9 protein-coding genes, 1 tRNA gene and 1 pseudogene are annotated in these 14,337 nt (G+C 55.0%); 7 read left to right on the plus strand and 4 right to left on the minus strand.

The features are described 5' to 3' along the window. Positions 1-5: 5 nt before the first annotated feature. Positions 6-2,738: a pyruvate dehydrogenase (acetyl-transferring), homodimeric type gene (aceE, locus tag RW023_RS07980; protein WP_315580688.1), complete on the minus strand. Its 2,733-nt coding sequence runs from the start codon at positions 2,736-2,738 to the stop codon at positions 6-8. A gap of 279 nt (positions 2,739-3,017) precedes the next feature. Between aceE and RW023_RS07985 the strand changes: the two genes are divergently transcribed. Both RW023_RS07985 and RW023_RS07990 read left to right on the plus strand, forming a co-directional pair. Then, positions 3,018-3,416, plus strand: coding sequence for a DUF3052 domain-containing protein (locus RW023_RS07985; protein ID WP_315580689.1), 399 nt, complete (start codon positions 3,018-3,020; stop codon positions 3,414-3,416). A gap of 142 nt (positions 3,417-3,558) precedes the next feature. Further along, positions 3,559-3,632: transfer RNA gene (locus RW023_RS07990), tRNA-Val, on the plus strand. A 62-nt stretch (positions 3,633-3,694) separates the two neighbouring features. Here RW023_RS07990 and RW023_RS07995 read toward each other — a convergent pair. Both RW023_RS07995 and RW023_RS08000 read right to left on the minus strand, forming a co-directional pair. After that, on the minus strand, positions 3,695-5,110 hold the full coding sequence (locus RW023_RS07995) for an NAD(P)/FAD-dependent oxidoreductase (RefSeq protein ID WP_315580690.1): 1,416 nt from the start codon (positions 5,108-5,110) through the stop codon (positions 3,695-3,697). Positions 5,111-5,212: 102 nt separating this feature from the next. Then, a complete protein-coding gene (locus tag RW023_RS08000) occupies positions 5,213-6,220 on the minus strand; it encodes a LacI family DNA-binding transcriptional regulator (protein WP_315580691.1) in 1,008 nt (335 codons plus the stop codon). Positions 6,221-6,339: 119 nt separating this feature from the next. Here RW023_RS08000 and RW023_RS08005 point away from each other — a divergent pair, with 119 nt between their 5' ends. The 5 genes from RW023_RS08005 to RW023_RS08025 all read left to right on the plus strand — a co-directional run bounded on the left by RW023_RS08005 (position 6,340) and on the right by RW023_RS08025 (position 14,019). Next, entirely contained in the window at positions 6,340-9,390 is a 3,051-nt protein-coding gene (locus tag RW023_RS08005) for a glycoside hydrolase family 38 C-terminal domain-containing protein (RefSeq protein WP_315580692.1), read from the plus strand. Positions 9,391-9,404: 14 nt separating this feature from the next. Further along, a complete protein-coding gene (locus RW023_RS08010; RefSeq protein WP_315580693.1) occupies positions 9,405-10,646 on the plus strand; it encodes a hypothetical protein in 1,242 nt (413 codons plus the stop codon). A gap of 41 nt (positions 10,647-10,687) precedes the next feature. Continuing rightward, positions 10,688-11,974 (plus strand): extracellular solute-binding protein, encoded by a 1,287-nt coding sequence (locus RW023_RS08015; RefSeq protein ID WP_315580694.1) that lies wholly within the window; start codon positions 10,688-10,690, stop codon positions 11,972-11,974. 115 nt (positions 11,975-12,089) lie between these two features. Continuing rightward, complete coding sequence (locus tag RW023_RS08020) at positions 12,090-13,106, plus strand: sugar ABC transporter permease (protein WP_315580695.1); 1,017 nt, start codon at positions 12,090-12,092, stop codon at positions 13,104-13,106. Position 13,107: 1 nt separating this feature from the next. After that, the gene (locus RW023_RS08025) at positions 13,108-14,019 is read left to right on the plus strand and encodes a carbohydrate ABC transporter permease (protein WP_315580696.1); all 912 of its coding nucleotides are present in this window, start codon (positions 13,108-13,110) and stop codon (positions 14,017-14,019) included. 64 nt (positions 14,020-14,083) lie between these two features. Here RW023_RS08025 and RW023_RS08030 read toward each other — a convergent pair. Next, a pseudogene (locus RW023_RS08030) lies at positions 14,084-14,337 on the minus strand (long-chain fatty acid--CoA ligase); the annotation flags it as partial.

A 14,337-nucleotide genomic window follows, 5' to 3' on the forward strand; every position in this document is an offset into this window, starting at 1 on the left:
AGTGTTTACTCTTCGCCGGCGTGATCCGCTCCGGAAATCGCGTAGTTGAACAGCTGATAGCGGTCGATTGCCTGCTGAACAACCGAAGGATCAATCTGACCACGGTCAGCCAGCGCCTTCAGAACACGAACCGTCATAGACTCGGCATCGATGTGGAACCAACGGCGAGCCGCGCGGCGAGTATCAGAGAAGCCGAAGCCATCAGCGCCCAAGACGTAGTAGTCACCGGGAACCCACTGACGAATCTGGTCGGGCAGAAGACGGTCAAAGTCCGAAGACGCGACGAAGGGTCCTTCGGTTCCCTGCAGCTGGCTGGAAACGAAGGGGGTGCGCTGCGGCTCGCTGGGGTGGAGGAAGTTGAACTCTTCCACGTCCAGCGCCTCGCGACGAAGCTCGGTCCACGAGGTAACCGACCAAACTGCCGCATCGACACCCCAATCACGTGCAAGCAGCTCTCGCGCCTCGCGTGCCCACGGCACGCCGACACCGGAAGCGAGCAGCTGAGCCTTCGGGCCACCGAAGTTCGCGTGATCGTCAACTTTGTAGATGCCCTTAATAAGCCCGTTGACATCAAGGTTTTCGGGCTCTGCGGGCTGGTGGATGGGCTCGTTGTACACCGTCAGGTAGTACATGACATTCGGATCGCGTCCACCTGCATCGCCGTACATACGTTCAAGGCCGTCGGCCATGATGTACCGCAATTCGTAGGCATAAGCAGGATCGTATGTGACAAAGGCATGGTTAGTGGATGCCAGAACGGGGGAATTGCCATCCATGTGCTGCAGGCCTTCACCGGTGAGGGTTGTACGCCCAGCGGTTGCACCGATAACAAAGCCCTTCGACAGCTGATCACCAGCAGCCCAGAACTGATCGCCCGTACGTTGGAACCCGAACATCGAATAGAAGATGTAGAAGGGAACCATCGGCAGGTTGTGAGTGGCATAGGCGGTACCGACCACCTGGAATGCTGCCGCACTACCGGCCTCGGTAATACCGGTGTGCAGAACCTGACCTTGCTCGGACTCGCGGTAGGACAGCATCATATCTGCGTCAACCGGAGTGTAGGCCTGGCCCGTCGTGTTGAAGATCTTCGCCGAGGGGAAGATTGCATCCAGACCAAAGGTGCGTGCCTCGTCAGGAATGATCGGAACGAAGTACTTGCCGACGTTCTTGTCCTTGATGAGGTCCTTGATCAGGCGCACCAAAGCCATAGTGGTGGCAACTTCGAGCTTGCCGGATCCCTTGGAAAGGGCCTCGAAAGGCTTCGAGGGAAGCTCAGGAAGCTTCGGCTGGTGATCGCGGCGCTCGGGAACCCAACCGCCCAGCTTCTCACGCAGTTCCTTCATGTACAGCAGAGCAGGGTGATCTGCCGGCGGCATGTAATAGGGAGGCATGTAGGGATCGCGTTCCAGCTCTTCATCGGTGATGGGAAGCTGCAGACGATCGCGAAGAAGCTTCGCGTCTTCCACGGTGAGCTTCTTCATCTGGTGCGTCGAGTTACGACCAGCGAAGTGGCTACCCAGCGCATAGCCCTTAATGGTGTGAGCCAAAATAACGGTCGGTTGACCGGTGTGCTCGGTTGCAGCCTTGTATGCGGCGTACACCTTTCGGTAGTCGTGACCACCGCGCTGCAACGCCCAAATCTGATCGTCGGTCCAGTTTTGAACCATTGCCTTGGTCCGCGGATCGCGGCCAAAGAAGTGCTCACGAATGTATGCACCATCATTTGCACCGAAGGTCTGGTAGTCGCCATCCAGAGTTTCGTTCATCAAGTGAACAAGCGCGTCATCCTTATCTGAGGCCAAGAGCTGGTCCCAACCGCGACCCCAGATGACCTTGATAACGTTCCAACCCGCACCCTTGAAGAAGGCTTCGAGTTCCTGGATGATCTTGCCATTGCCGCGAACCGGACCATCAAGGCGCTGCAGGTTGCAGTTCACAACGAAAGTCAGGTTGTCGAGTCCCTGCTGCGCGGCAAGCTGAAGCATGCCACGAGATTCGGGCTCGTCCATTTCGCCATCGCCCAAGAAGGCCCATGTGCGCTGCAATGAGGTGTCTTTAATGCCACGCAGGTGCAGGTACTTGTCAAACCAGGCCTGGTAGATCGCCTCTGCTGGCCCGAGGCCGAGGGAGACGGTCGGGAACTCCCAGAAATGAGGGAGTTGGCGAGGGTGGGGGTAAGAGGGGAGTCCGTGAGGAGTGGAGACCTGTTGGCGGAATCCGTCCATTTCTTCTTCGGAAAGACGCCCTTCAATGAAGGCGCGGGCGTAGGGGCCGGGAGAGGCGTGGCCTTGGAAGAAGACGTGGTCGCCGCCGCCCGGGTGATCCTTGCCGCGGAAGAAGTGGTTGAGGCCGACCTCGTAGAGCGTTGAAACCGAGGCGTAGGAGGAGATGTGCCCACCAACCTTGACGCCGGGGCGCTGAGCCCTGGTTACCTGGACTGCCGCATTCCAGCGGATCCAGCGGCGGTACTGGCGTTCCATGGCCTCGTCACCGGGGAAGTAAGGTTCTTGATCGACAGGAATCGTGTTGACGTAGGGGGTCGTGTATTCCTGAGGAAGTTGGATTCCCTTACGGCGTGCCTCATCGAGCATGTGCAGCAAGATGTAGCGTGCACGTGGGCCGCCCTTTTCTTCGATCAGGCCACTCAGTGACTCGACCCATTCTGAGGTTTCTGCGGGGTCATTGTCGGGTACCTGGCTGAGTAACCCGTTGACGACGGGGTGGTTCTCGCTCACTGGATCTCGAACTCCTCTGATTAACTTAGCGGAAGCGCCTGGTGGGGCACGCCCTCGTGCTTACAGGTCTATTTTGGTACCTGCGAGTAGAAAATGCGAGTGAAAATGGGACTTCAGGCCCATGATTCGCGCCTCATTTGTCAAGGCCAAAGATAGTGCTTTGCTGAGAAAATCACAGGAATCGAGAGAAACAAAAAATAATTGCGCTGCGTGCATTACGATTGAAGCCGTGAAAAGCGATGTAACACTGTCTGTGTCGTGGCTCGAAGGGGAACTCCGGTGAGTGTCAAGCTAGGGTTCACGAAGGGCCAGATTATTCAAGAGTTCTACGTTGACGATGATGCGGATCAAGCGCTGCGCCAACTCGCTGAAGAAGAGAGCGGTAATCAGCTTGTCGATCCCGACTACGAAGATGTCGTCGATGGAACGATCGTATGGTGGCGCGCGGATGATGCTGAAGAGGAAGATCTAGCGGACCTGTTGGTCGACGCCATGTCGAACCTTGACGATGGAGGACTGATCTGGGTCTTGATTCCCAAGCCTGGACGCCCCGGAACTGTCCCGGTTTCTGACGTTGAAGAGGCTGCTCATACTGCCGGGCTCCACGCGACTTCGGCAAGTGCGCTGGCTCCTGAATGGGCCGGAATCCGTCTAACCGCGCGTTCGAGAAAGCACTGAGTTTTCGCGCGACTTCGTCTTGCGTGACCGCATTATGCTCACTCTTTTGCAGTGTGCGCAATGCATCTCACAGCGTCTGATTCCAAGTAATTGCTGCTTGTACTCTATGCTGTACTGGTGCGTTCATTAAAGAACGTGCTTTGGGCCTTTAGCTCAGTTGGCTAGAGCATCTGGTTTACACCCAGAAGGTCATCGGTTCGAGCCCGGTAGGGCCCACAGAATTGGGGTCGGAAGCATTAAGCTTCCGACCCCAATCTTTTTGCAGACCTACGCGGTGTCTACTCAGCGTTATCTGACTGCGAATCCTCGGCCTCGTGAGACTCTTCTTGGGCTGCCTGAACGATCTCTTCAACCACGTCTTCTCCGGCGACAAGCTTGCCGGAAACTCCACTACCCAGCTGCTCCATCGCAAGACGTGCAACCAATTGCTGGTTTGTGGTCGTGCGCTGGGAACGAGCGCCGGAAATGAAGCTGAAGAACCAGTTCACCAGCGTTCCCACCTGCGACTTAAAGCCAACGATGTAGAGCAGGTGGAGGAAACACCATGAAACCCATGCCATGAAACCAGTCAGTTCCATCTTGCCCATTTGGACGACCGCTTTGAAACGTGCAATCGTCGCCATGGATCCCTTGTCGAAGTATGAGAATTCGCTTCGCTTGGGGGAGTGGTTGTTGAGGCGAGCCAGAACCGTATCTGCTGCAAAACGCGCGGACTGGATCGCTCCCTGTGCTACTCCGGGGACACCGGGGAAGGACATCATGTCACCCAGGACAAAGATTTCAGGGTGGCCGGGAAGGGTCAGGTCCTTATTGACCAAGACGCGGCCTGCGCGATCAACCTCAGCACCCGTGGCCTTTGCAATCTGTGCTCCAAGGGGGCTGGCTGAAACGCCAGCCGCCCATACCTTGCAGACGCATTCGATGGTTTCTTCTTCACCTGATTTGTACTTTAGGGTTACGCCTTCAGCGTCAACATTGGTGACAAAAGCATCCATCTTGAGCTCAACGCCCAACTTTTCCAGTTCTGCCCAGGTCTTGTGGCCGAGCTTCTCGCCGAAAGGCGGCAGTGGGTAGGAAGCACCATCGACCAAAATGACTCGTGCCTGGGTTGGATCGATACGCCGGAATTCGCCCTTGAGTGTCTTAGAGGACAGCTCGCGGATCTGTCCTGCCATCTCAACACCAGTGGGGCCCGCACCTACGACGACAAAGGTAAGAAGACGTCGGATCTCTTCGGGATCGCTGGCAATTTCAGCCTGCTCGAAAGCGCTAAAGATTCGTGCTCGAAGCTCGAGTGCATCATCGATGGTCTTCATGCCCGGCGCGAAGACTGCGAAGTGATCGTTGCCAAAGTAGGACTGACCTGCTCCTGCTGCAACAAGCAGGGTGTCATAGGGAGTCTCAGCGTATTCGTTGTGGTTACGCCACTTGACAATTCGGTTCTCGACGTCAATATCTTCGACGAGTGCTTGGAAGACCTCGACGTTCTTTTGCTTGCGTAGAATTTCACGCGTTGTTGGCGCGATATCGCCCTCAGAAAGAATTCCAGTCGCAACCTGATAGAGGAGCGGCTGGAAAAGATGGTGTGATGTACGGGCAAGAATGGTGATGTCGGCGTTTGCGTGCTTGAGGCGCCGTGCGGCAGTCAATCCTGCAAAGCCGGAACCGATAATGACAATACGATGACGAGGCATATACCTTCCTTAATTAGATAAGGGAAAGCTTACTAAAATCCCTATCACCATCAAAGGCATACGCATGTGTTTTCACTCATCTCCGATCAGGCGATGAGTAGCTCATTGGGTTGACGCGGTTGAAGACCGAGCGATAAGCGTGGGTTCTTGATCGGAAACAGTGCGTGGGCTCTCGCCGTGTAGTTGCTCCAGAAGGAGTTGCGCACCTGCAAACCCAAGCGTTGCGGGATTTCGAGATATTGCAGTAACAGCGGGAGAGAACATTCTTAACATAGGGGAGTCTTCGCAGGAGCAGACCTTAATATCCTTACCGGTTTTCAGTCCCGCGTAAGCAATTGCCTGTAAGCCGCCCAAAGTTAAGATTTCGTTAGCGAAGATGATCCCGTCGGGCAGGTTGCTTGTAGCTAATAGTGCTCGTGTCGCATGAAGCGCCGAGGCCTCGGAAAACTCATTATTCGCCGCGATAGTGATTGAGATTCCGCACTCCTGACCAAAATTGTGCAGGGTGGTAATGCGCTGCTGGATGTGTGTGAAGGATGAAGAGCCGCAGACGAATGCAATGTGTCGGCATCCCTGCTCGGCCAAGTGAAGTGCAAGAAGGCGCACCATCTGTTCGTCGTCACCAATAACCGCGCCGCATTCATCAAACTTTTGCCCGATAACGACGGTTGGAAGCCCGTATTCATTGAGCTTTGATGGACGGGGATCGTCGTCGCGAGGGTCAACCACAATCGTCCCGTCGACGCGTCCTTGAGCCCACCAGTTTTCATATGCCTTAAGTTCTTCTTCCATTGAATGGGAAAGGTGGAGGAGAAGATCAATGCCGCTGTTGTCTAAGGCATCTTGGATACCGGTAATGAATTCGAAGAAGAAGCGTTCTGAAGAATTATTGACACGTGGACGTTGCAAGACCAAGCCAATTGCGTTGGAACGTGAAGAGGAAAGTGCACGTGCAGTCGCATTTGGGCGCCATCCCATCTTGGCGGCGATATCGATTATTCTTGCTCGCGTGGTAGGCGAAACGCCGGGACGATCGTTGAGGGCGAATGATACGGCTGCGCGGGAAACGCCTGCTTCTCGCGCAATATCACGGATTGTTGGACGCGCCATTGCGATACCTTCTCTGGTCGTAATCGGATTGTTATAAGTTTACCTCGTACTAAACCGGATTAGTTGTTATTCTAAACGCAGTGCCTCGAAGTAGAAGCACTTCAGAAGACGGAGACGTGATGCACGATAATCAAGAAATCCTCATGCAGCGTGTGACACGCACATTGAAGGAACGAATCCTTCCGTGCGAGTACACGAAGATTTCTTCACTGCATGTCACTCAGTGGCGCCAGCCCTTAGAAGACGGTGTCATCTCAGAGCCAGTTCGTTTTGCGCAGGCCATGAAAGCTGACTTCACTCCTTTTGAATTAGGACAGACATGGGGCGGAGCGTGGCAGACAACGTGGTTCAAGCTCCATGGTCAAGTTCCCAACGACGTGGAACTTTCGCAAGGTCAGCGTCTTGAGCTTCGCATTGATCTGGGATTCGAGGAACACTCTGTAGGTTTCCATGCTGAAGCACTTGTAAGGGACCTGTCAGGGAAGACTATCAAGGCCCTGAACCCTCGAAGCCGGTGGCTTCCTGTCGCGCAAAATGCCGGAAGTGACATCGACTACGTCATTGAGGCAGCGGCAAATCCCTTGCTTTTGGGCATTCCTCCCTTCCAGCCCACTCACGATGGCGACAAGCTCACGGCTTCGCACAAAGAGCTGTACCACTTCCGCCAAGCAGACCTTGTCGTCGTGAACGAAGATGTCTACGGACTGGCACTTGATATTCAAGTTCTGCACGAGATGATCGAGGCAGCGCCCCACTTTGGTGATCATGAATGGGATGTCCTGCTGGGACTCAATCGTGCACTTGATTGCCTTGATCTTGACGATGTGGTTGGAACTGCCGGCGCAGCACGTCAAGTTCTGAAGCCTTTTATGGAGGCTGCTGCTTACCCCGGAGCACACCGAATCAGCGCTGTCGGCCATGCACACATTGACTCTGCATGGCTGTGGCCACTGCGCGAAACGCGTCGCAAGGTCAACAGGACTCTTGCCAACGTTGTCCGTCTTATCGAGGACGGTTCTTCGTTGATCTTTGCCCTTCCTGCTGCCCAACATGTGGCCTGGCTGAAGGAAGACGACCCTGAACTTTTCGAACGTGTACGTGAGCTTGTCGCAAAGGGCCGAATCGTTCCCGTAGGCGGAATGTGGGTCGAACCGGATGCCGTTCTTCCAGGCGGCGAGGCAATGTGCCGCCAGCTGGTTGAGGGCTTGGACTTCTTCGAAAATGAACTTGGCGCCTCGTGCCAAGAAATCTGGCTTCCGGACTCTTTCGGATACTCTGCCGCACTTCCTCAAATTGCTCGGGAAGCTGGAATTGAACGCTTCCTGACGCAGAAGATTTCATGGAACCAGGTCAATACCTTCCCGCACCACACTTTGTTGTGGGAAGGCATCGATGGATCGCGAATCTTTACGCACTTCCCACCGATGGATACCTACGGTGCGGAAGTCACCGGCCAAAACCTCACTCACGCCGTCGAGAACTTCAAGGACAAGGGACATGCAAGTGTTTCCCTTATGCCCTTCGGCTACGGCGACGGCGGTGGTGGTCCCACCCGTGAAATGCTTGAGCGCATTGACCGCTTCCGCTCACTACGCGGCGCCCCTGAAGTAGTGATGGAAACTCCCAAGCAGTTCTTTGATCGGGCTCTGGAAGATGCCGACCAGATCCCGGTGTGGGTTGGCGAGCTCTATCTTGAGCTGCACCGCGGCACCTTCACTTCACAGATCGATGCGAAGCAAGGGAACCGCCGCGGCGAATCAATCCTGCGTGAGACTGAACTGTGGTGTTCCTACGCGGCGATTCAAGGCTTGATGGATTACCCCTATGAGGAGCTTCGTTCCTACTGGCGCTCCCTCTTGCTGTGCCAGTTCCACGACATCTTGCCCGGAACATCGATCGCTTGGGTTTACCGCGAAGTCCGTGAGCTTCACAAGCAGATTCGTGAAGGCTGTGAGGCGCTCATTCAGAAGGCGCTCACGCTTCTCACTGCGTCAAGCACGGACGGCCAAAGTCAGGAATTGCTTGCTAATGCTTCTTCTTTCCCACTTCATGGAACTGCACCACTGTCGGTTGCTGCCCCTGCGAAAGAAAAAGACTCCCAGGGAGTTCACCTGCTCCAGGTTGACGATGGCTACGAAATTACGAACGCCTTCTTCAAGGCGCGTATTTCTGCAAGTGGCGAGCTGACCTCGCTGCGAGAAAGTGAATCTGATCGTGAATGGATTCCTGCGGGTCAAAAGGCCGGAGAGTTCCATATTCATCAGGATTTCCCGAATATGTGGGATGCCTGGGATTTGGATCCCTTCTACCGCAATTCACTACGTGTTGTCACCGATCGTTCGGTGTCCAATGTTGTTGTTGAACACGATCGAGTAGAGATTCATTCCACCGCGCGGATTGATTCATCCAGCATGGAGCTGGTTTGGATTTTCACCTCGGGAAGCAAAGCAATTGACCTCCACGTTGAGGCCGATTGGCACGAGCACGAAAAGCTTCTCAAGCTTTCGATCCCGGTTGAATTGCACACCGATCACGCCCAGTACGAAACGCAGATGGGCTACATTACCCGTCCGACCCATGAGAATACCTCTTGGGATGCTTACCGCTTTGAGGTTTCTGCTCACCGCTGGGTTCGCTTGGAAAATGCCTCGCGTTCGTGGGCGATCGCAAACGATGCCACCTATGGGTGGGATGTTACGCGCCACCAAAATGACAGGCGCGGCACCTGGTCGCAGGTGCGCGCAACCTTGGTCAAGTCGGCCCGATTCCCTGATCCTGATCAGGATCAGGGACAGCACGAGTGGAATTTTAGGATCGTCCCTGATGCCTCGGTTCTCGAGGCGGTCGCTGCCGGTCAGCAGATTAACCTGGGTGAGCGAGAGGTCAGCGGCGCTCCCGTCGGCGCTCCTTTCAGTGTCAGTGGTGCGGTCGTTGAGTCTGTTGCTTTGGCTCCTGACCGCAGTGGTGACCTTGTGATCCGTCTCTACGAGGCCGAAGGTGGGCCCTCGCGCGTCACATTCCGTGCCCCCAAGGCTCGCTCTGTCACCGCTTGCGATCTGCGTTACCGTCCGAGCGAAAGTGAACCCGAGCTCCTCGGCGGCCAAGGGGAGTGGAGCTTCGATCTGTCTGCCTTCCAGATCACTACGCTGCGGGTTTCCTTCGCGAAGTGAATAGGTGAGTCGTCATGAAGTTCGGCGTGAACTACACTCCGCGGCAGGGATGGTTCCATTCCTGGTTGGATTTTGACTCCGAGGCCGTACGGGATGATTTCCACGCGATCCGCGCTATCGGTGCTGACCACGTGAGGATTTTCCCGTTGTGGCCGCTACTTCAACCCAATCGCACGCTCATTCGCCCACAGGCAATTGAAGATGTTGCAACCGTGGTTGAAATTGCGGGGGAATGCGGTCTTCAGGTGACTGTGGATGTCCTTCAAGGACACCTCTCATCTTTTGACTTCCTGCCTTCGTGGGTCACCTCTTGGCACCGACGCAATCTCTTTACTGACCCGGATGTCGTTCAAGCAGAACGCAATCTAATCAGAGAGATGGCTGAGGCACTGCGTGGCATCCCCGCTGCTAGTGGCTTGTCGATTGGTAATGAGTTCTTCCAATTCGCCGCATCGCGTCATCCTTTCCCTCACAGAGTGACTGAGAAAGAAGCAGGACGCTGGTTGGAGCAAATGCTCGGTACTGCCCGTGAAGAGTGGCCCGAAGGTGTTCACACCCACAGTCATGATGACGACCTATGGTTTGAAAACGACCAGCCTTTTTCTCCCCAAATGGCCACGTCATTGGGAGATCTCACCACTGTCCATTCATGGATTTTTGGTCGGGTTGGTCCGCGTCTTGGTGCTCGTGCCCCGCAGCTCGTGTGGTTTGCTCGTTACCTGTGCGAACTTGCAGCTGCGTGGGCCGAGGACCCCGCGCGTGGAGTATGGCTTCAAGAAATTGGTGCCCCTGAGAACTACGTGGATCCAGAAGAGGCTCCTCAGTTTCTCACGGACACTCTCGAAATTCTCATGGGAGAACGAGGCGGCGGAATATCCCCCGGCCTCGAAGGAGTCACCTGGTGGTGCTCCCACGATGTCTCCCGTGACCTCTCAGATTTCCCGGCACTCGAGCATTCCTTGGGACTGCTGGGACAGGATGGCAATCCAAAACCCATTGGAGAGGCCTTCCGTCGTGCTGCTCAGCGTTGGGCGGATGTGCGAGCTCTCGGTGAGCAACGTTCGTCCCTCCCCCTGACTGCACAGGAGTGGACGCGCGTCGACACCGACGCTCGGCACGAATATTTCGATCGCTGGATGGAACTCGCATTAGCGGGCGATGTCCGTCGAATCGAATTGAATCGTTCTCGTTATCGCTCTTCGGGCGAGAGCAAGGACGAGGAAAAGACAATTTTCCTCTCAACGTGGGATTCCTAATTCCACAGCGTTCATCGAAAAACCCTTCGAAGGAGAAGACCATGCGTAAGACACGCACTATCGTGACTGGTGTCGCACTTGCTGCGGCGTTCAGCCTCGCCGCTTGCACCGGCGGATCCGGCGCAAGCTCCACCTCCAGTGCTTCTAGCTCCGCAGGCGGCACTACTGAGATTTCATTCCAGACCTGGTCGCTCAAGAACGATCGTTTCACCCCCTACTTCGAGTCGCTGATTAAGGACTTCGAATCAGCAAACCCCGACATCAAGGTTAAGTGGATTGATCAGCCCGGTGACGGATACGAGGACAAGATCCTCCAGCAAGCTAACTCCGGTGAACTTCCCGATGTTCTGAACCTACCCCCGGGCTTCGCATACAAGCTTGCAGACACCGGACTTCTTGTCGACCTTGACAAGGTTGAAGGAGCGAAGATCTCCGAGTTTGTCGACAGTGCTGCACAGGCCTACCAGTTCCCGGGCATCGAGGGGCACTATGGATACCCCTGGTACCTGGGCACCGATCTGAACTGGTACAACGTCGGCAAGATGAAAGAAGTAGGTGTCGATACCTCTAAGCTTCCGACCACCCTCGACGAACTCTTTTCGATGGCCTCAGATGTCGCTAAGGCCAGCAACGGCGAGGTCAAGATGATCTCCTCCGTTCCCGATGTCGGCATCTTCTCCGCAGCCGGAATTGACATCTACAAGGATGGCAAGTTCGTCTTCAACTCTGACGAAGCAGTCAAGATTGTCGAGCTTTTCCGCAAGGCATACGCAGAAGGTGCAATGCCGGCCGAGGCGCTGAACGCTGATTACCAGGGCAACGCAGCTTTGTACAAGCAGAGCAAGACTACCTGGACTACGGGTTCAGCTGGCTTTGCCTCGTCGCTGAAGGCCGACGCGCCCACGCTCCTTGACCAGACCGAGGTTACCACTCGAATTGGACACGCGCCTATCTTCATCCAGGGTATCTCCGTGGCCAAGAACTCCAAGAACCAAGCGGCAGCAGTGAAGTTCGCTCAGTACGTGACCAACACCCAAAACCAGGTTGAGTTCGTCAAGATTGCTCAGGGCTTCTTCCCCGGAACCAAGGCCGGCAACGAGAACCCTGAAGCTTTCACCTCCGTAGTCTCTCTGGACCTACAAAAGAAGGCAACCGAGCTGGCCGCCAAGCAAATGCCCAACACCGTCGAGCAGTCACCGCTCCAGTTCACCGATGAAATGGGCACCTACGTCAAGCAGCAGCTTGCTCTTGCAGTGAAGGGTGAAATCTCCTCGAAGGACGCCCTCGACAAGGCTGTCAAGTTCTGCAACGACAACCTCTCCAAGTGATCTTCTGATCACACGGTGGTGTTGGGAGGCTCTCCTCTCCCAACACCACCAACCTAGCCTTCTATCTGCGAGGGCTTTGTGTACCGACTTCCGTTGGGATGAGGAGGAACACCACATGAAATCCCACTCCAAACTGACTCCGTACTTACTGCTCGGACCAGCAGTACTGTGGGTGTTGGTTTTCTCGATCTGGCCATTCTTGAACACCGTCGTTCTTGCATTCACGGATGCACGGCCACTCAAACAGGCAAAATTCATCGGCCTGCAAAACTTCGTGACTCTCTTTCACGACGAGCGCTTCATCTATGCACTTGTTACTTCACTGGTCTATGTTGTCGTCTGTGTTCCCCTATTGACCTTCCTTCCTCTGTTCTTGGCGATGTTGGTTGAAAAGAAGATCCCGGGGATCTCGCTTTTCCGCACTAGCTTCTATTTCCCTGTAATTGCCTCGGTCGTGGTCGTCGGCATCATCTGGTCGTGGCTCTTTGATTCGCAGGGTCTTGTCAACCAATCGCTTCAATTCGTTGGGTTGAGCGACAAACCGATTAATTTCCTTGTTGACCGTTGGCTTATCCTTCTGTCCTCAACGTCGCTGACAGTGTGGAAGGGCCTCGGCTATTACATGGTTGTCTACCTGGCAGCTCTTGCCGGTGTCAATAAAGAACTTCACGAGGCCGCAGCGCTGGATGGCGCTGGTGTGTGGCGTCGTTTCTGGACGGTGACCGTCCCCGCAGTTAAACCAGCAATGCTGCTGATTTCTGCCCTTATCACTGTCTCTGCAATGCGTATCTTCTCGGAAATCTACGTTTTGACGAACGGATCGGGTGGCCCCGGTGGCCAAGCTCAATCAATCGTCATGATGATTCAATCCGTTGGCAAGGGACTGCGCGGTAACTTGGGCTACGCCTCGGCAATTTCTGTCGTCCTCTTCTTCTTGACCATTGGTCCGTTGTTGCTCGTTGCATGGATCAACCAGGGATCTGAAATTCGTGAAGCTCTGCGTCTTCGTAAGAAGAGCAAGGAGTCTCGTAAGCAAGCGGCCGAGCAGAAGAAGCTGACTGCTGGAGTCGCGGAGCACTTGGGTAAGCACGCAGCCCGCGTGAGCTCTGGTGCAACGGGAAGGGAGAAGTGAGATGAGCGCAGCAACTATCTCCGATACGGTACAGGTGAAGCCAAAGCGTGAACTCCCATGGCGCAGACGGGGCGAGGCCGGTTTTGACAAACCCACACTACTCAGCTTCGTTGGCCGTTACGTCTTGCTGATCTTCTGCCTGATCATCACAATCGGTCCTTTCATCTGGGAGCTGTCAACCTCGTTGAAAGGGCAGGGTGAGGATATCTATTCCTTCCCGCCGAACCTGATTCCACAACAGCCGACGCTTGACAACTATGCTGAGGTTTTGCGGACGATTCCCGTGATCAACTACGCGTGGCACTCACTAGCCGTGGGGATCGCAACTGTGATCACGAACGTCATCTTCGCGACTTTCGCAGGCTATGCTTTCGCCCAGATGAAGTTCAAGGGCAAGGGAATTTGCATGGCAATCATTCTCTCAACCCTTCTTCTCCCCGGTGAAGTCACACTGACCTCACAGTACCTGACAATTAAGTCTCTCGGGCTTGCAAATTCTCTGGCAGGTGTTTTCTTACCCGGTGCGATCTCAGCGATGAACGTTCTCCTCATGTACACGGCCGCGCGGGCGATCCCGAACTCGATTCTTGACGCTGCCGCGATCGATGGTGCAACTACCTATCAGCGTCTTCGTCATATCGTGTGGCCGAATGTTAAGGGAATGGCTTCGGTGGTTGCTCTGATGTCCTTCATCGGCGCTTGGGATGACTTCCTATGGCCATTGGTTGTCTTGAATGATCCTGCAAAGTACACCTTGACCGTTGGTATGCAGTATCTGCAGTCCTCCTTTGGAGCCAACCAGCGTGTTGTCGCAGCAGGAACCATGATCGCGTTGATCCCCCTGATCATCCTCTTCGCATGCGCTCAGAAGTTCTTCTTCAAGGGCGTTGAGGCAGGCGGCGTCAAGGGCTAAGAAAGCCTTTCTTGCGATGTGTTTGCCGCGGGGGTGTGGGCCACAAGCCCGCACCCCCGCTTCTCTATGCGAATAGGGCTTGGACCTGAGAAAAATCCACTTTCCCTGTGGTTGTCTTCGGAAGATTCTCAACCCAGCGGATACGGCGAGGATGCTGCCAAGGGGCCAAAGAATCTTTGACCAGATTCCGCACGTTTTCAAGGGAGAGATCTTCACGAGTTGCTGGAACGAGCGCCGCAGCAACAATTTGTCCCCAGCGTTGATCATCGAGGCGGGCTACGCCGGCACTGCTTTCGTTTCTGACATGTCCACAGGTTT

It is taken from the genome of uncultured Actinomyces sp. (assembly GCF_963542285.1).
In the GTDB taxonomy this organism is placed as follows: Bacteria; Actinomycetota; Actinomycetes; order Actinomycetales; family Actinomycetaceae; genus Pauljensenia.